Raw genomic sequence first — 17,254 nt, forward strand, 5'->3', positions numbered from 1 at the left:
AGGAGCCGCCATGTCCCACCACCGCACCACCGGAGTGTCCCGGCGCGCCGTCACCCGAGCGGCGGCGGCCGCCGGTCTGGCCGTCGTGTCGGGCGCCACGACCGCCACCGCCGCATACGGCACGACCCGGCTCGGGCCGCGCACCCTCGACCTGTCCGTCCCCTCCGCCGCGCTGGGCCGCAGCGCGCCGGTACGGCTGATCCTGCCGTCCGGCTTCGACACCCGGCCGCCCGGGCGGACGTACCCCGTGCTGTACCTGCTGCACGGCGCCCACGACGACTACACGTCGTGGACCCGGGAGACGGACATCGAGGCGTTCACCGAGGGCCGGGACCTGATCGTGGCGATGCCGGACGCGGGCCCCACCGGCATTCCCACCGCGTGGCGCAGCGGCCCCGACTACGAGACGTTCCAGCTCACCGAGGTCCCCGCACTGCTCGCGCGCGACTGGCGGGCCTCCGGGGTGCGGGCCGTCGCCGGGGTGTCCACCGGCGGCTACGGCGCGATGGCGCACGCGGCGCGCCACCCGGGCGTGTTCGGCGCGGCGGCCTCGTACAGCGGGACCCTCGACACCATGGCACCCGGCATGCCCGCCCTGATGGACGCCATCGTGGCCCGCGAGAAGCTGCTGCCCCGCTCCCTGTGGGGCAGCCCGGTCCTCAACCTGCTCACCTGGCGCGACTTCAACCCGCGCGCCCGCGCCGAGGGACTGCGCGGCACACCGCTGTACGTGTCCAGCGGCAGCGGTGTGATCGGCGGCATCGGCGACTGGCTGCCCGAGGCGCTGGAGAGCGTGCTGTGGCCGTCCGCCCACTCCTTCACGGACCGGCTCGCGCTGCTCCGCATCCCCGTCACGACCCACTACTACGCGGGAGGAGGACACAGCTGGACCTACTGGAGGCGGGAGTTCACCGCGTCGTGGCCGATGCTCGCCGGTGCGCTGGGGGTGCCGGAGTGAGGCCGGTGCCGTCGGGGCACGGAACGGAGCGCAGGGGACGTCCGTCCAACCCGGTACGTGTCCCGCGCGCCCCGGGCAACGGCCCGTGGGTGAGCCGCTTCCGGCTGAACGGAGGGTCCGCCGTGGCTGACCCCGCCCCGCCCGGCGCACCGGACGGCCCCGACGCCGCCCCGGTCCCGCCCGAACTGGCCAAACTGCTGCGCGATCAGCTGGAGGGCGTGGCCGACGAGGTGGAGGCGGAGGTGCGCAGGCAGGTCCCGGAGTACGCGCGTCCGGCCGACGAGGCGTACCGGGCGCACCTCCGATCGGGGGTCGTCCAGGCGCTGACCCTGTTCGTCGACCACATCGCCGAACCGGGCGGCCAGGGCGCCTCGATCGCCACGACGTACTACGAACTCGGGCGCGGCGAGGCGCTGGAGGGCCGCAGCCTGGACGCCCTGCAGTCGGCGCTGCGGATCGGCGGCCTGCACGCCTGGCGGCTGCTGGGCCGCACGGCGGAGGAACTGGGCCTGGACTCCACGGTCGTGGCCGCCCTGGGCGAGCTGGCGTTCCGTACCGTGCACGAGGTCGCCGAGGCGGCCACGGCGGGGTACGCGGAGGCGCGGTCGCACAGCACCGACGAGCTGGAACGGCGCCGCCGCCGACTGCTCGACCTGCTCCTGGGCGAGGGCCCGGTGTCCCCGGAGGCAGTACAGGCCCTGGCCCACGCCGCCCGATGGCCGGTGCCGGGCCACGTCGCGGTGGTGGCACTCGCGGCCACGGCGGACCAGCGGGAGGAAGAGTGGCCACTGGTGGCGGCGGGCGCCCTGGTGGACATGGAGTCGCGCCCGCCGCGCATTCTGGTACCGGTGGCGGAGGCCGGTGTGTCCGGTGGCATGGACGGCTTCGGCGGCCCGGGCGGGTTCGGCGGCTCAGGCGGTCCTGGCGACTCGGGCGGCTCAGGCGGCTCAGGCAGCTCGGGCGGCCGCGGTGGCTCCGGCAGACCCGGGGGCACCGGAGGCTCGGGCGACTCCGGCGAGTCGGGCAGCCCCGGCCCATCCGGCGGCACGGGCACCCCCGGCGGGCCCGGCGGCCGCAGTGACTCCGGCAGCCCGGGCGGCACGGGCGGGTTCGGCGGTTCCAGAGGCCCAGGCGCCCATGGCGGGCCCGGCAACTCCGGCGCCTCGGGCGACCACAGCGGCTCCGGCAGATCCAGCGACCCCGGCGACTCCAGCGGGTCCGGCAGCCACGGTGGCCCTGGCAGATCCGGGGGCCCTGGCGGCCCCAGCGGCCGCGGTGGCTCCGGCAGCTCGGGCGGCTCCGGCGCTTCCGGCGCTTCCGGCGGCCGTCGTGCCCGCGGTGGCTCCGGCAGATCCGGCTCCGGCGGTACCGGTGGCCACGGCGGTTCCGGAGGCTACGGCGGTTCCGGAGGCTACGGCAGCCCCGGCCGCGGCGGCTCCAGCTCCGGGGGTTACGGCGGCTCCAGGGCCGGAATCGGCGGGGTCGGGGGGCTCGGTAGTCGGGCGTTCAGTCTTGCGTTGCGGGGGCGGCCCGCGGCTATCGGGCCCACTGTGCCGCTCGCCGACGCCGCGCGTTCGCTGCACTGGGCCACTCGCGCTCTCGGGCTGATGGGTCGTGGCATCCTGCCCCGGCAGGGCGTGGTGCGCTGTGCCGACCATCTGTCGACGCTCCTCCTGCACAGCGACGAACCCATGCTCGCCCAGCTCCACGCACGGGCCCTCGCGCCGCTCGCCGCCGTTTCCGAGGCGCAGCGGGGGCGGCTCGCCGAGACGTTGCTCGCGTGGCTGCTCAGCGGCAGCAACGTGCCCGATGTCGCCGCCCGGCTCCACATCCACCCGCAGACGGTCCGCTACCGCCTGCGCCAGCTGGAGAAGCTCTTCGGGGACGCGCTGCACGACCCCGGCAGCCGTCTGGACCTCATCCTGGCCCTGCGCGCCGAGGCGCTGCGCAACGAATTCCCCTCGCTCACCTCAGGGCTGACGTCCGCACTCACCTCCGCACAAAAAGGCGAGGAATATTTGAATTCCCGTCCATAACACTCGGTCAGTTCACGCGAATACCTTCGGGACGTCCTTGTCCGCAGGCGCTCCACGCGCCTCATCCGCAAAGGATTCCCCTCATGCGTATCCGCTTGGGCCTGGCCGTGCTCTCGCTGCTCGGCGGGGCCGGTCTGGTCACTCTCTCCGCCCCCGCTGCAACGGCCGCAACGGCCGCCGCCTGCGCCGACATCGACGTCGTCGCGGCCCGCGGCACCTTCGAACCGGGCAACCTCGGCTTCATCGTCGGCGATCCGGTGTATTCCGCGCTGCAGAAGAAAATCACCGGCAAAACCCTCTCCAGCTACAAGGTGAACTACCCCGCCGACCTTTCCCTCACCTCGGCCGCGCAGGGCAACGCCGACGTCGTGAACCACGTCAAGAGCCAGGCGGCGGCGTGCCCGAACCAGCGCTTCGTGCTGGTCGGGTATTCGCAGGGCGCCAACGTCGTCGACAACTCCATCGGAATCAGCAGCGCGGGCGCGGTGGTCGGCAGCCCGATCGTGGCGACCATTCCCGCCGCGCTCGAACCCAAGGTCGCCGCCGTGTTGCTGTTCGGCAACCCGATCCGGGCCATCGGCAAGAGCGTCACCGGCACGTACCAGAGCCGCACCATCGACTTCTGCGCCAAGGGCGACCCCATCTGCCAGAGCGGCGGGCTCGACGTGGGAGCGCACCTCGGCTACACCGCGAACGCCGACGCGGCGGCCACCTTCGCCGCGGGCAAGGTCTGAGCCCCGTACATGTAAACCCGCACACGTAAAGGGGAAGGGCCCGGGAGGATCGGCTCCCGGGCCCTTCTCCCTATCGCTATAGCGCCCTGGCGAACGTCGCGAGGTTCGTAGAGACCGGCTCGGGGCGACCGTTGTTCTGCGTCGGCGCCGCGGTCAGCACATCGAGGTGCTGATAGCCGTCGGCCACCACCGGATGCAGGTCGGCCGGGATACGGCCCGCCAGCAGTCCGTCGCCCGCGAGCACGGTGAGCGTCGGGTTGGCGGTGAGCCCCTTCGGGTGGACGACGAGCCGTTTCACCTGGGGCGAGGTGGCCAGCTGAAGGTCGGTGACCAGCTTCGTCGGGAAGTACTGCTCGGTAAAGTCCAGCGGCTGCTCGGCCAGGCTGCGGGCCAGCTCCTGGATGTCGGTGACCTCCTTGCCCGCACCCGTGAACGGTGTCCCGTCGGCCGACCGGTACCCGGGGTCGTCGGGGTCGCCGACGCGGTCGTAATTCCGCCAGGTGTAGAGCGGCCCGCCGGGCCGGTCCGGGATGGCCTTGTACTCGCCGCCGAACAGCCCCGGTTGCGCGTCGCCACCGTTGGCCACGGGGAAGCTCTTGTCGACGACCGGCCCGCCGTCGAAGAAGCCCACGCTGCTCTGCAGGAACGCCAGCGGCACGGAGTGGTCGTCCATCAGCGCGCCGAGCACGGCCTCGTTCGTGAGCCGGAAGTCCTTCACCGCGGGCTTGCCGGTGAGGAAGGTGGCGGTGTCCTTGGAGAACAGGAAGCGGTTCGTGGCCTCGATGTTGACGTTCGCGGGCAGATAGCTCGGCAGGTCGGCCTCGCCGCCCGGATCCCGTACGGCGCCCAGCCCGGCGATGCCCAGCAGGGTCATCGTCTCGGGGTTGAGCAGGACCGGCACGGACAGCGACCGCGACAGCACCCCGCTGTCGAGCCCGGCCTGCACCACGCCGTAACCGAGGCCGATGTCGGGCAGGTTGGTGTCGTCCGGGATGCTGCCGCTCAGGTCGCCGAGCGAGGTGGACACGGTGGTGTCGAGGGCGAAGTAGCCCGCGCACTGGTTGTATCCGGCGTCGGTGGTGGTGGCGGGGTTGCCGTCGAAGTCGGCGACCGCCAGATAGCCGGTGATCACACCACCGAGCGAGTGGCCGCCGCACAGCACCTTCTGCTTCCGCACCCGCTGGTCGGGCAGCTCGGCGGCCAGCAGGTCGTATTCGTCCCGTACGGTCTGCTCGATGCCGAGCTTGGCCATCCACCCCATCCGGCCGTTCCCGACGTACCCGTCGAAGGTGCGGCCACCGACCTCCTTGCCCCGGTAGTAGTAGTCGACGGCCGCGTGCTGATCGCCGGAGGCGATACCGGTGCGGTCCTCCAGGCAGTTGGACCGCCGGTCCAGCGCCCAGAACTCGATGTGCCGCCCCTGCTCCGCGGCGCGCGCCACGGTGTTGCGGGCGACGCTGTCGAACGCCCCGGCCCCCTCCAGGATCCCCGGCTGCGCGACGAGGATCCGGTCGGCGTCGGCCGAGGCCTGTGGCCCGTCGGCGGCCCGGTAGCGCAGATACGACAGCCAGTCACACGCCGCGGGCCGCGCCCCGAACGACGCGGGCAGCGGCACCTTCACCCGCACCACCGTCTCGGTCACCCCACCGGCCTCCGCCCCCACGCGCGTCTCGCTCCGCGCGCTCTCGGCCCGGGCGTCCGGCACTCCCGTGCCCAGCAACCCCATCGCCAGCAGCCCCGCCAGCGCGGCACCGCGCAGGGCTTTCGCGGTACTTCCTCTGCTACGAGTCATGTCCATGCGGGGACGGTAGGACCGCACGCGGGCCCCACCCCGCCCATGCTCACAAGAACGCAGCACCCCACCCCACCTTTGTCACCAGGCCCCAAGGGACTTCCCCACTCCCCTCCGCTCCTCATCTGTGCTTCGATGCCGTGCGCACGGTACGAACGGGCGAGCGACGGGAGTATGCGGATGGATCGGCGAGGGTTTCTCAAGAGCGCGGCCGCGCTGTCGGCGGCGGGCGCGGTCACCGCATTAGGCGGTGTCGCGACCGCCGCACCGGCCCGGGTGCTGGCCGCGCAGGACTGGCTTTCCGGCATCGCCGACGGCACGCCCGTGCAGCGGCTGACCCTTCCCGGAACACACGACTCCGGTGCCCGCTTCGGCGGGCCGTGGACCGAGTGCCAGAACACCACCATCGCCGACCAGCTGAACAGCGGCATCCGCTTCCTGGACATCCGCTGCCGCGCCTTCGACAACGCCTTCCCCATCCACCACGGCGCCTTCTACCAGAACCTCAACTTCGACGATGTGCTCGGCGCCTGCCGGTCCTTCCTCTCCGCGCATCCGTCCGAGACCGTGCTGATGCGCGTCAAGCAGGAGTACTCGGAGGAGAGCGCCGCCGAGTTCCGCCGGATCTTCGACACCTATCTCGACGACAAGGGCTGGCGCTCCCTCTTCCGCCTCGACACCACCCTCCCGACCCTGGGCCAGTCCCGTGGCCGGGTCGTCCTGCTCGCCGACTCCGGCAACATGCCGGGCGTGCGGTACGGCGACGCGGGGCTGTTCGACATCCAGGACGACTACATGGCGGAGCCGTTCGGCAAGTACCCCAAGATCGAGGCCCACTTCCGCAAGGCGGTGGCCCAGCCCGGCAAGCTGTTCATCAACTACGTCAGCACCGCCGCCCTCCTCCCGCCCCGCTCCAACGCGGACCGCCTCAACCCGCAGGTCAAATCCCTGCTGGAGAACGCGGGCAACCAGAGCTGGACGGGACTCGGCATCGTCCCGATGGACTACCCGAACACCACCTCGGGCCTGGTCGACACCCTGATACGGCACAACCCGGCGGGTTGACGCACGCGGTGGCGGCGGCTCCTGGCCGATGAGCCGCCGCCGATGGACCGCTCAAGTTCACTGCCCGAACATCTGGGCAAGTTCGGGCAAGTTCCTGGCTCGTCCCCGAACATGAGACGGTGGTAGAGATCCCCGGCGCATGGTGCAGTTCTTCCAGGAGGTGAAGGGTGACGAGGACCCCGACGTTTGAGGAACTGTTCCGCGAATGCCAGAGGACTGCGGTCCACCTGGAAATGCGTGACGCCTACATGAAGTCGGACCCGGCCTTCATCGACTGGAAAGCCGGTGTGGTCCTCGATCCAGCCGCGCGCTGGGCCGACTGGCACGCCATCGTCACGGAGGCGACCTCGCGAGGTGTCGAGGTGCGGCGCGCCCGCGTCGTGTCGACACCGGCCAGCGAGTACATCCGCTTCGAGTACGACGTGACGGACGGGCTGAACATCGCTGCGGGCGAAAGCGTGCGGTGGCTCTCGCGCCGCAACGCGACCGACATCGCGCTTCCGGGCAACGATTTCTGGTTGTTCGACTCCAGCCTCGTACTCGTCAACCACTTCGACGGCGAGGGCGAGAGCGTGGGGGGCGAACTCACGGACACCCCGGAGGCGGTGAAGCTGTGTGAATCAGCCTTCGAGGCCGTATGGAAGCGGGCAACGCCGCACGCGGCGTTCGGGTTGGCCTGACAGTCCGAACAGGTCAGCTCAGTCCACCAGGTCGTCGAACTCCCCCGCCTTGACGCCCTTGAGCCAGGCGTCCATCTCCGCCCGGGTGAAGTAGACCGCGCCCGCGTCAGGGTTGTTGCTGTTGCGGACGGCGATGGTGCCGTCCGGCTGTGGCGCGACCTCTACGCAGTTTCCTCCCGCGTCACTGAAGCTGGACTTACGCCACACGGATATGGACGGATCAAGCATGTGTAGTGGCCTTCCTCCGGTAACGCTTCAAGGTGTTAGCCAGCAGCTCGGCTGAGTCCTGCTCCGAGAGTGCCAACTGACATAGATCACCGAACATCCTGACCATCGTGGCCACATCCCCCTCGTCACTGACGATGTAACCGCCAAGCGGCCCGTCGAAGCACGCCAACGGCGGGTACTCGTCCACTTCGGCGAAGTGGAGCACATGGAAGTTGCTGGCGACGCCACCGTATCCGGTCTCCCTCGCCGCCAGTACCTGCACAGTGATGTGGTCCCTTGACCCGACTTCGAGCAGGCTTTCCAACTGCCGAGCGAAGACCGCGCGCCCACCCACCTCAAGGCGCAGGGCCGCCTCGGCGATAACCGCGTGAAGCGTCGCCGGAGCCGGACCGGACAGCCGTTGCTGGCGCTTCATTCGCGCGGCGACCCACTTCTCAACGAACTCGGGAGCCACCTTGTGTTTCCCACCCGAGTGAATTGCGTGGGCGTATTCCTCGGTTTGGAGGAGGCCAGGAATCAGCACAGGCTCGAAGGTCTGGATCGCGACCGCGTCCTGCTCGAAACTGACCAGCGGCCGCAGCCAGTCCGGCAGGCCGTACGTCGCCCACTGCGGCGCGCGTCGCGGCGCTTCCTGGCGCAGCTTCTCCAGGCCCTTCCGTAGCTCGGCCGGTGCGCGCAGTTCAGCCAGCAGGCACACCAGGTCGGACTTGCTGAGCTTGGTCTTGCCGCGTTCCCAGTTGAGGATCGTCGTCTTGGTGCGCCCCAGTGCCTCGCCCACGTCCGTCTGCGTACGGCCCGTGGCCTCTCGAAGGCGTCGGAGTTCCGTGCCCAACCGCCGTAACTGCGCCGAAGTCTCTGCCATGTCAGCCCTCCCAGACCACTCCTCGGTGTCGCCCGAGACTACAGAGAATTGGACATGGCGGTCATTCACCCTTTCGAGGGATTCATATCTTTCACGTCAAAGACTAGCTTCTTGCCCACTCAAAACACCCACGAGGAGGCCACGGATGGAGATGGACGAGAGCTTCGACGGCGAGTGAACGACTCTGCGCCGCGATTGTTCGCCGTCGTACAGGTCTACGGCAAGGAAGAGGACGCGCGGGTCGCCGCATGGGGCATAGCGCTGGATGATCACGCGGAGATCGTCAGTGTCGAAGGCCGGGTACGGATGACCACGCGATCGCCGGAGCGCGGGGTGCGGCGGTTTGGGCGACCGCCGCACATCTCCGCGCGTCTGGTGTGGGTGGAGGCGAAGGCTAAGGAGTGACCGTGGGGCGGGCGAAGCGGACGAGTTCCAGGGCCTGGTCGTCGAACCACTGGCCCGCCTCGGGGTTCACCACCCCGCGTACCGGGTCCGAGGGACCGGAGGTGCCGCGCAGGCAGCGGCCGTCGGACTGGCCGGGCGTCTTCACCCAGAGGGCGGCGTCGTGCAGCGGGTCGCCCGTGGCGGTGGTCGGGCGGGCGCCGAGGCCGCGGCGGGGCGGGTTGCACCAGGACTGGGCGTCCGCGTGGCGGCGGTACCTCGGCGGGGTCCAGGGGCCGCGGCCGTTGCGGCTGGTGTCGGTGACGAAGTGCTTCATCGTCGACGGGTCGTCCGGCTTATGGGCGCTCAGCCAGGCCCGGAGGTGGCGCCGCGACCAGCCCTGGTCGGGGCAGGTGTCGGGGTCGCCGCCGTCGGCGACGTAGGCCAGGCACGCGGAGACGAGCCGTCCGTACAGGGCGCTGGCCTGGTCCGTCTGGTAGTGCGAGACGTTGAGGGCGAAGCCGGTGGCCTCGTCGATACCGGCCTTGACGAGGCGCGGGACGATGCTGCTGACGGCGTGCCAGTCGGCGTGGCCCGCGTCGAGGTAGACCTTGGCGTTGGCGAGCGCCATGAGGGTGTCGACGGCGTACTTGATCTCGGTGAAGCGGGCGACGGTCTGCGCGTCCTCGTCGGTCGCCGCCTCCGTCGTTGCTTCCGTCGCTGCTTCCGTCTCGGCCGTGGATTCGGCAGGGGTCTCGGTGGCGGACTCGGTGGTCGGCTGAGGGATGACCTCGGGTTCCTTGTCGAGGTCCGCGGGGTCGGCGGGGAGGAACGGCGCCGGGGTGGGGACGGGGGTCGGGGTGGCCGGTTTCGGGGCCGGGGTCCCGGCGGCGGTGGCAGCGCCGGAGGTGGTGACGGTGCCGGGTTGCGGATTCGCGGTCGGGGCGGTGGTGGGGGTCGTCGCCCCGGGGGCTGTGGTGGCCGTACCCGCCACCGCCGTACCCGCCACCGCCGTACCCGCGGCCGGGGTCGGGACCGTCTCCGCGGCCGGGGTCTGGGTCGCGGCCGGGGTCGGGGTCGTGGGCTCGGCCGGGATCAGGGGCTTGGCCTCGGCGGGGGTGTCCTCGCTCGCCTGCCCGCCGCAGTCGGACGGCAGCAGCGCCAGCGAGTCCGGTTCGAGGACGACCATCACCTCGCGGTCGCCGATGCCCTGCGCCACGGCGTCGATCCACGCCTTGTACTCGTCGGTGGTCCGCGCACCCCCGGCCGAGTAGCTGCCGCAGTCGCGGCCCGGGACGTTGTAGAGCGCCAGCACCGGCAGCTTGCCGAGCCCCGCCGCGTCGCTCGTGGTCTGCCGGACGAGGCGCGCGACCTCGGCCGGGGTGTCGTCCCCGTACCAGACCGCCTGCGGGGTCCGCACCATGGCGAGGAGCCCGGCGGCCGCGCGGTAATCGCCCCGCCAGGCGAGCCGCGTCACCTGACGGTATGAGGCGCTGTCGGCCGGGGGGGCGTAGAGGCGGCTGCTCTGCACGGGCGCGGCGGCGCGCTCCTGTACGGCAGCCCCAACGGCTGAACTACTCAGTACGGGCAGGACAGTTGCGGCCAGAACGGCCATCGACACGGCGAGGGTTTTCCGTCTCGTTCGCACGGGCGTACTCCAAGGGGCGGGGCGCATGGGTCGGTTTCTGAGGCTCACTCAGAAACCGGGACCCGGCAACGCGAGCGTCCGCCGAGTGGCGTAACGGGATTCCCGCCCATGGGTGGCGTTCCGTCAGATGACCCTACAGACGGGCCCCCGCCACGCCCCCGTCACGTGCCCGTCAGGTGCTCCGGGCGCACCGGCACCCGACCCAGCCGCAGGCCCGTCGCGGCGCGGATGGCCGCGACGACCGCCGGGGTGGAGGAGAGGGTCGGGGCCTCGCCGACGCCCCGCAGCCCGTAGGGGGCGTGATGGTCCGCCAGCTCCAGGATGTCGACCGGCATGGTCGGGGTGTCGAGGATGGTGGGGATCAGATAGTCGGTGAAGGACGGGTTGCGGACCCGGGCGCCGTCCGAGACGAGGATCTCCTCCATCACGGCGAGGCCGAGGCCCTGCGTGGAGCCGCCCTGGATCTGGCCGACGACGGACAGCGGGTTGAGCGCCTTGCCGACGTCCTGGGCGGCCGCCAGTTCGATGACCTTGACCAGGCCGAGTTCGGTGTCGACCTCCACGACCGCGCGATGGGCGCAGAAGGAGTACTGGACGTGGCCGAAGCCCTGACCGGTCGTGAGGTCGAACGGCTCGGTGGGGCGGTGTCGGAACTCCCTCTCGATGTCGATCGCGTCGTCGCCGAGAAGGTCCGTCAGATCGGCGACGACCTCCCCGGTGTCCGTGACCACCTTGCCGTCCCGCAGGAGCAGCCCGGCGCTGCCACTGAGCAGGCCGCAGCGGCGGAAGACCTCGTCCCGTACCGCCTCGCAGGTGTGCTTGATGGCGCCGCCGGTCATGTACGTCTGGCGGGAGGCGGAGGTGGACCCGGCGGAGCCGACCCGGGTGTCGGCGGGGTGGATGGTGACCTGGCTGACGCCGAGTTCGGTACGGGCGATCTGGGCGTGGACGGTGACTCCGCCCTGGCCGACCTCGGCCATCGCGGTGTGGACCAGGGCGACGGGCTCGCCGCCGATGACCTCAAGCCGCACCCGGGCCGTGGAGTAGTCGTCGAAGCCCTCCGAGAAGCCGACGTTCTTGATGCCGACCGCGTAGCCGACGCCCCGCACCACGCTCTCGCCGTGGGTGGTGTTGGACAGCCCGCCGGGCAGGGCGCGGACGTCGACGTCCCCGTCCGCCGTCTGCCAGGCGCGCTCGGGCGGCAGCGGGAGGTCGCGGACCCGGCGCAGGATCTCGGCGACCGGGGCCGGGGAGTCCACGACCTGTCCCGTGGGCATGACGGCGCCCTGCTCCATGGCGTTGCGCCGCCGGAACTCGACGGGGTGCAGGCCGAGTTCGTGGGCCACGGCGTCCATCTGGGCCTCGTACGCGAAGCAGGCCTGCACCGCGCCGAAGCCACGCATCGCGCCGCACGGCGGGTTGTTCGAGTAGAGCGCGAGCGCTTCGACGTCCACGTGCTCGACGACGTAGGGCCCGATCGCCAGGGAGGCGGCATTGCCGACGACCGCCGGGGAGGAGGAGGCGTACGCTCCGCCGTCCAGCACGATGCGGCACTGGACGTAGAGCAGCTGGCCGTCACGGGTGGCGCCGTGCTCGTAGGTGAGCTTGGCGGGGTGTCGGTGGACATGGCCGAAAAACGACTCGTACCGGTTGTAAACGATCTTCACGGGCTTGCCGGTACGGAGCGCCAGCAGGCTGGCGTGCGCCTGCATGGACAGGTCCTCGCGCGCCCCGAACGCCCCGCCCACCCCGGAGAGCGTCAGCCGCACCTTGTCGGGCGGCAGGCCCAGCACCGGGGCGAGCTGGTCGCGGTCCACGTGCAGCCACTGGGTGGCGATGTAGAGGTCGACGCCGCCGTCCTCGGCGGGCACCGCGAGCCCGGATTCCGGGCCCAGGAAGGCCTGGTCCTGCATGCCGACCTCGTAGTCGCGGCGTACGACGACATCGGCGCGGGCCCTGGCGGCGGCGACGTCGCCGCGCCGCACGGGCTGGCGGTGGACGATGTTGGGGTGCGGGGCGTGGGCGGCGTGGCGGTCGGTGCGCTCAGGGTGGAGCAGCGGCGCGCCGGGCGCGGTGGCGGTGGCCTCGTCGACCACCAGCGGCAGCTCGGCGTAGTCGACCTCGATCCGGGCGGCGGCGCGGCGGGCGGTCTCGGGGTGGTCGGCGGCGACGATCGCGACGGCCTCGCCGTGGTAGCGGACCCGGTCCTTGGCGAGGACGGGCTGATCGTGGACCTCCAGCCCGTAGTGGGTGGCCGCCGGGAGGTCGTCGTACGTCATGACGGCGTGGACGCCGGGCAGGGCCAGCGCCCCGCTGATGTCGATGGACCGGATCTCGGCGTGGGCGTGGGGGCTGCGCAGGGTGAAGCCCCACAGCATGTCCTCGTGCCACAGGTCGGAGGAGTACGCGAACTCGCCGGTCACCTTGAGCGTGCCGTCGGGGCGGAGGGTGGATTCGCCGATGTGACCCTTGCCCCGGCTCTCGGTCAGATGGGACTGGGTGATCCTGGTGGGGGCGCGGTCGGGTCGCATGATCAGCTCGCCTCTCCCGATGCCGACGTGCGGACGGCGGCGAGGCGCACCGCGTCGAGGATCTTCTCGTAGCCGGTGCAGCGGCAGAGGTTGCCGGACAGCGCCTCGCGGATGTCGGCGTCGGACGGGTCGGGGTGCCGTTCCAGCAGCTCGTCGGCGGCGACCAGCAGGCCCGGGGTGCAGAAGCCGCACTGGACGGCGCCCGCGTCGATGAACGCCTGCTGGACGGGGGCCAGCGCGCTCCCCCCGGACTCACCGGAGGTACGGCGCTCCGCGTACTCCGGAAGCCCCTCGACGGTCACCACCTCGCGCCCCTCGGCCTGCCCGGCGGCCACCAGGCACGCGCACACCGGCACACCGTCGAGCCGGACCGTGCACGATCCGCATTCGCCCTGCTCACAGGCGTTCTTCGAGCCCGGAAGGCCCATCCGTTCCCGCAGTACGTACAGCAGCGACTCGCCCTCCCAGACGTCGTCGGCCTGCTGCGGCCGTCCGTTGACGGTCATGTTCACGCGCATGCCGCGGCCCTCCCTTCACCCTCGCGGTACGCCTGCCAGGTCCAGCCGAGCGTGCGGCGCGCCATGACCGTCACCGCGTGGCGGCGGTAGGCGGCGCTGCCGCGTACGTCGTCGATGGGGTCGCACGCGGCCGCGCACAGCTGGGCGAACTCCCGGGCGACCGCGGGCCGGATCGTTTCGCCGCTGTCCCAGCAGGCGCCCTCGGCGAGCGCCGCGGTCAGGAAGTCCTCCGCCGCCCGGGCCCGGACCGGTGTGGGCGCGGCCGAGCCGATACCGGTCCGTACGGTGCGGGTGCGCGGATGCAGCGCGAGGGCGAACGCGCACACCGCGATGACCATGGCGTTGCGCGTGCCGACCTTGGAGAACTGCTGCGGCCCGTCGGCCTTCTCGATGTGGACGGCCCTGATCAGCTCGTCCGGCGCCAGCGCGTTGCGCTTCACCCCGGTGTAGAACTCCTCGACCGGGATCATCCGGGTGCCGCGCACCGAGGCCACCTCCACCTCGGCCCCGGCCGCCAGCAGCGCCGGATGCGCGTCCCCGGCGGGCGAGGCGGCGCCGAGGTTGCCGCCCACCGTGCCGCGATTGCGGATCTGCGGCGAGCCCACGGTGCGCGAGGCGAGCGCGAGAGCGGGCAGCTCGGGGCGCAGCCGGTCGATGATCCGGGTGTACGGAACCCCGGCGCCGAGCCGGACCGTCCGCTCACCGGTCTGCCACGTGGCCAATTCGCCGATACGGGTCAGATCCAGCAGCCGTTCGGGCCGCCGGTGATCAAAGTTCAGCTCAACCATCACATCGGTGCCGCCCGCGATGGGTACGGCGTCGGGGTGCTCGGCCTTCGCGGCGAGCGCCTCCGGCCAGTCGGCGGGGCGCAGGAAGTCCATGGGCCTCTCTTCTCACCAGTTCACCCGTTCTGAAGGAACTCGTGCACGCGGCTCCCAGTCCAGTAGACCCCTCTGCCGTCCGCCAGTGCAGTCACCGAAGGCATGAAGCAATTGGCTGGCCAGCGGGCCGGTCTTGTAGATTCGAACGAACAACGGGGAGCGGAAACCTCGCGGTATTCGACCGGTAACGAACACGAGTGACCCAAACGAGATCGGCTGGCACCACCATGCGGCTGCGCGCACTGCTGGAAACCGATGCCCTGGGCCTGCGCCTGCTCGGCGGCGAGGACGAGCTGGACCGCACCGTACGCGGCGTGATGACCACCGATCTGCGCGATCCGAGCCGCTATCTGTCGGGCGGCGAACTGGTCCTGACGGGGCTGGCGTGGCGGCGCGAGCCGGACGACTCCGAGCGGTTCGTACGGATCCTGGTGGCCGCCGGGGTGGCCGGGCTCGCGGCGGGCGAGGCGGAGCTGGGCTCCGTACCCGAGGATCTGGTGCGGGCCTGCGCGCGGCACCGGCTGCCGCTGTTCTCCGTGGTCGAGGACGTGGCATTCGCGTCGGTCACCGAGCACGTCGTACGTCAGGTCTCCGGCGAGCGGGCCGGGGATCTGGCTGCCGTGGTGGACCGGCACCGGCGGCTGATGGCCCCGGGGGCGACCGGCGGCGGGCCCGAGGTGGTGCTCGATCTGCTCGGCTCGGACCTCGATCTGGCCGCCTGGGTGCTCTCCCCCACCGGCCGCCTGATCGCCGGGCCGACCGGTCCCGAGGCCGCCGAGCTGCCGCGGCCGGTCCGCGCCCAGCTGGCCGGTGAGCATCTGGCCGCCCGGCGCGCCGGACGCCACGGCCCGCACCGGCTGACCGCCGCGAACGGCGTGGCGTACTCCCTCTTCCCGATCCGCGGCGGTACGAGCGGCGGCGACACCCCGCCCCCTCTCGCGACCCCGCTCGCCGACTGGCTGCTGGCGGTCGCCGCGGACGCCGGGGAGTGGCCGGACGAGCGGCTGGACCTGCTGCACGGGGTCACCCAGCTGATCGCGGTCGAGCGCGACCGGCGGGACGCGGCCGGTGCGGTGCGGCGGCAGCTGGCCCAGGAGGTGCTGGAGCTGCTCCAGACGGGCGCGCCGACCAGCGAGGTCACGGCCCGGCTGCGGGTGGCGGCGCCGGTGCTGCTGCCGGGGCTGGACAGCGGCGCGGTGCCGCACTGGCAGGTCGTGGTGGCGCGGCTTGAGGGCGAGCTGGACGGCGGCCCGGTCGCCCAGGCGCTGCTGGAAGAGATCCTGGTGGACCCCCGGTCGGCCGGGGCCGGGCCCTCGGACCGGATCGCCGTCGCGCACACCGGGGACGAGGCGGTGGCGCTTCTGCCACTGCCGGTGCCCGCCGATGTCGTATCAGCGGAGGACACGGAGGACGACGGGGCCGGGCTGCACGCGGACGCCCTGCTCGCCGCCGTCGGCGAACCGCTCGCCCGGGGGCTGGGCGACGACGCCCGGCTGACCCTGGGCGTCAGCGCCCTCGTGCACTCCGCCGAGGCGCTGCGCGGCGCGCTGGAGGAGGCCCGGCACGCCCGCCGGGTGGCCGCCGCCCGGCCGGGCCGGGTCAGCGCGGCCGGACACCAGGAGCTGGCCTCGCACGTCCTGCTGCTCCCCTTCGTCCCGGACGACGTACGCCGCGCCTTCACCGCCCGGCTGCTGGACCCGCTGCGCGCGTACGACCGCCGCCACCGGGCCGAGCTGATCCCGACCCTGGAAGCCTTTCTGGAGTGCGACGGCTCGTGGACGCGGTGCGCGGCGCGGCTGCATCTCCACGTCAACACGCTGCGCTACCGGGTGGGCCGGATCGAGCAGCTGACCGGGCGCGATCTGGCCCGGCTGGAGGACAAGTTGGACTTCTTCCTCGCCCTACGGATGAGCTGACGGACGGATGGCCGCACCACCACCCTCGACGGTGGTTTGTGAATTCATTCACACCAACCTCTTGGCCGGGCGCGCGCTTCCGTGTTGAGATTCGGCAACGGCTTCCGGCTCGATGGCGCGCTTGGGGAGGGCAATGTGGCGGACACCGCCATGTCACCACCTGGATCGTCGAACTCTGATCCCGGCCTTTCCGGCCTAAGGACCGGGCGGGCGGACGACCCGCTCGACACGGCGGTATGGCGGCTGCGCTCGCGCGCGTGCTGGAAGGACGCCGCCGAGCTGCTCGCCCCGCACGCCACGGCCGACGCGGCCGCGGCCCTCAAGCGCAGCGCCATCCTGATCGAGCGGTGCATGTACACGTCCCGTGGCTGGGACGCGGCCGAGGACGCGCTGCGGGCGGCCGAGGCCCTGGCGCTCACCGACAACGAGCGGGGCGCCATCGCGTGCGAGCGCGGCTATCTCGCGTACGCCTCCACGCTGCTCGGGAACCGGGACCGCGCGGATGAGGCGCGTACCGCCCTCGGGCGGGCCGCCGCGCTGCTCGGGCCCGGGTCGGCCACTCGGCCGCTGCTGGACTTCCGGCGCGGGCTGATCTCCCAGCACCTCGCCCACAACCCCACCGGTGCGCAGGCCGCCTTCCAGCGTGCCCACGCGGGGGCCGCCACGCACGGGGATACGCTGCTGCGCTCGTTCACCTGGCGCCATCTGGCCGGGATGGCCGAGGAGGAGGGTAACCTCGCCGAGGCCCGGCGTGGCTTCGCCGAGTCGCTGCGGATCCGTGAGGAGCTGGGCTATCTGGTCGGTATCGCGCCCGCGCTGGCCTCTTTGGCGGACGTCGAGGAGCCGCCGGAGGCGCTTCGGCTGCGCGCCGAGGCGGCCCGCCTGGTGCGCCTGCTGGGTGGCGTCCCCGTCTGGCTGGCCGACCAGTTAGCGCCCTGAGGGTTTCGCTGCCGGGTGCGGGCCGGTGGCACGTGTTCCCCACCCCGCCCCTTCCCGAACCCGGGGCTCCGCCCCGGCCCCCGGG

General features: G+C 72.0%; 15 protein-coding genes and 1 pseudogene. 9 read left to right on the plus strand and 7 right to left on the minus strand.

The annotated features are described in order from the left end of the window. Nucleotides 1-10: 10 nt before the first annotated feature. From ACFV9T_RS27105 to ACFV9T_RS27120, 4 genes and pseudogenes are all read left to right on the plus strand, one after another. Nucleotides 11-958, plus strand: coding sequence for an alpha/beta hydrolase (locus ACFV9T_RS27105; protein ID WP_385444736.1), 948 nt, complete (start codon nucleotides 11-13; stop codon nucleotides 956-958). Between the two features lie 122 nt (nucleotides 959-1,080). Beyond that, nucleotides 1,081-1,869 (plus strand): annotated as a pseudogene (locus ACFV9T_RS27110) (PucR family transcriptional regulator); the annotation flags it as partial. 780 nt (nucleotides 1,870-2,649) lie between these two features. Beyond that, nucleotides 2,650-2,994, plus strand: coding sequence for a helix-turn-helix domain-containing protein (locus ACFV9T_RS27115; RefSeq protein ID WP_385444768.1), 345 nt, complete (start codon nucleotides 2,650-2,652; stop codon nucleotides 2,992-2,994). Between the two features lie 83 nt (nucleotides 2,995-3,077). After that, nucleotides 3,078-3,728 carry a cutinase family protein gene (locus tag ACFV9T_RS27120; protein ID WP_385444738.1) on the plus strand — a complete coding sequence of 217 codons (651 nt, stop codon included), beginning with the start codon at nucleotides 3,078-3,080 and terminating at the stop codon, nucleotides 3,726-3,728. A 76-nt stretch (nucleotides 3,729-3,804) separates the two neighbouring features. Here the strand turns inward: ACFV9T_RS27120 and ACFV9T_RS27125 are convergent, their stop codons facing one another. Further along, on the minus strand, nucleotides 3,805-5,526 hold the full coding sequence (locus ACFV9T_RS27125; RefSeq protein ID WP_385444740.1) for a hypothetical protein: 1,722 nt from the start codon (nucleotides 5,524-5,526) through the stop codon (nucleotides 3,805-3,807). A gap of 174 nt (nucleotides 5,527-5,700) precedes the next feature. Here ACFV9T_RS27125 and ACFV9T_RS27130 point away from each other — a divergent pair, with 174 nt between their 5' ends. Together ACFV9T_RS27130 and ACFV9T_RS27135 are read left to right on the plus strand one after the other, a co-directional pair. Beyond that, nucleotides 5,701-6,585, plus strand: a complete 885-nt coding sequence (locus tag ACFV9T_RS27130; RefSeq protein WP_385444741.1) for a phosphatidylinositol-specific phospholipase C — start codon at nucleotides 5,701-5,703, stop codon at nucleotides 6,583-6,585. A 167-nt stretch (nucleotides 6,586-6,752) separates the two neighbouring features. Beyond that, on the plus strand, nucleotides 6,753-7,265 hold the full coding sequence (locus ACFV9T_RS27135) for a DUF6879 family protein (RefSeq protein ID WP_385444743.1): 513 nt from the start codon (nucleotides 6,753-6,755) through the stop codon (nucleotides 7,263-7,265). Between the two features lie 18 nt (nucleotides 7,266-7,283). On the opposite strand, the gene ACFV9T_RS27140 is transcribed toward ACFV9T_RS27135, so the two are convergent. Both ACFV9T_RS27140 and ACFV9T_RS27145 read right to left on the minus strand, forming a co-directional pair. Beyond that, complete coding sequence (locus tag ACFV9T_RS27140) at nucleotides 7,284-7,493, minus strand: DUF397 domain-containing protein (RefSeq protein ID WP_385444744.1); 210 nt, start codon at nucleotides 7,491-7,493, stop codon at nucleotides 7,284-7,286. Beyond that, nucleotides 7,486-8,355: a helix-turn-helix domain-containing protein gene (locus tag ACFV9T_RS27145; protein WP_385444746.1), complete on the minus strand. Its 870-nt coding sequence runs from the start codon at nucleotides 8,353-8,355 to the stop codon at nucleotides 7,486-7,488. The genes ACFV9T_RS27140 and ACFV9T_RS27145 overlap by 8 nt, the downstream gene beginning before the upstream one ends. 174 nt (nucleotides 8,356-8,529) lie before the next feature. Between ACFV9T_RS27145 and ACFV9T_RS27150 the strand changes: the two genes are divergently transcribed. Beyond that, a complete protein-coding gene (locus ACFV9T_RS27150) occupies nucleotides 8,530-8,760 on the plus strand; it encodes a hypothetical protein (RefSeq protein WP_385444748.1) in 231 nt (76 codons plus the stop codon). Here the strand turns inward: ACFV9T_RS27150 and ACFV9T_RS27155 are convergent. From ACFV9T_RS27155 to ACFV9T_RS27170, 4 genes are all read right to left on the minus strand, one after another. Next, nucleotides 8,750-10,213: a glycoside hydrolase family 6 protein gene (locus ACFV9T_RS27155; protein ID WP_385444750.1), complete on the minus strand. Its 1,464-nt coding sequence runs from the start codon at nucleotides 10,211-10,213 to the stop codon at nucleotides 8,750-8,752. The genes ACFV9T_RS27150 and ACFV9T_RS27155 overlap by 11 nt on opposite strands. Before the next feature lie 332 nt (nucleotides 10,214-10,545). Next, a complete protein-coding gene (gene pucD / locus ACFV9T_RS27160) occupies nucleotides 10,546-12,915 on the minus strand; it encodes a xanthine dehydrogenase subunit D (protein WP_385444752.1) in 2,370 nt (789 codons plus the stop codon). Between the two features lie 2 nt (nucleotides 12,916-12,917). Next, complete coding sequence (locus tag ACFV9T_RS27165; RefSeq protein ID WP_385444753.1) at nucleotides 12,918-13,433, minus strand: (2Fe-2S)-binding protein; 516 nt, start codon at nucleotides 13,431-13,433, stop codon at nucleotides 12,918-12,920. Continuing rightward, nucleotides 13,424-14,314 carry an FAD binding domain-containing protein gene (locus ACFV9T_RS27170; RefSeq protein ID WP_385444755.1) on the minus strand — a complete coding sequence of 297 codons (891 nt, stop codon included), beginning with the start codon at nucleotides 14,312-14,314 and terminating at the stop codon, nucleotides 13,424-13,426. Before ACFV9T_RS27170 ends, ACFV9T_RS27165 begins: the two co-directional genes overlap by 10 nt. Nucleotides 14,315-14,541: 227 nt before the next feature. On the opposite strand from ACFV9T_RS27170, the gene ACFV9T_RS27175 reads away from it, so the two are divergent. Both ACFV9T_RS27175 and ACFV9T_RS27180 read left to right on the plus strand, forming a co-directional pair. Beyond that, entirely contained in the window at nucleotides 14,542-16,230 is a 1,689-nt protein-coding gene (locus tag ACFV9T_RS27175) for a PucR family transcriptional regulator (protein ID WP_385444769.1), read from the plus strand. Nucleotides 16,231-16,380: 150 nt separating this feature from the next. Beyond that, nucleotides 16,381-17,169 (plus strand): hypothetical protein, encoded by a 789-nt coding sequence (locus ACFV9T_RS27180; RefSeq protein WP_385444757.1) that lies wholly within the window; start codon nucleotides 16,381-16,383, stop codon nucleotides 17,167-17,169. Nucleotides 17,170-17,254 lie beyond the last annotated feature (85 nt).

Source organism: Streptomyces sp. NPDC059850, assembly GCF_042731515.1.
In the GTDB taxonomy this organism is placed as follows: Bacteria; Actinomycetota; Actinomycetes; order Streptomycetales; family Streptomycetaceae; genus Streptomyces.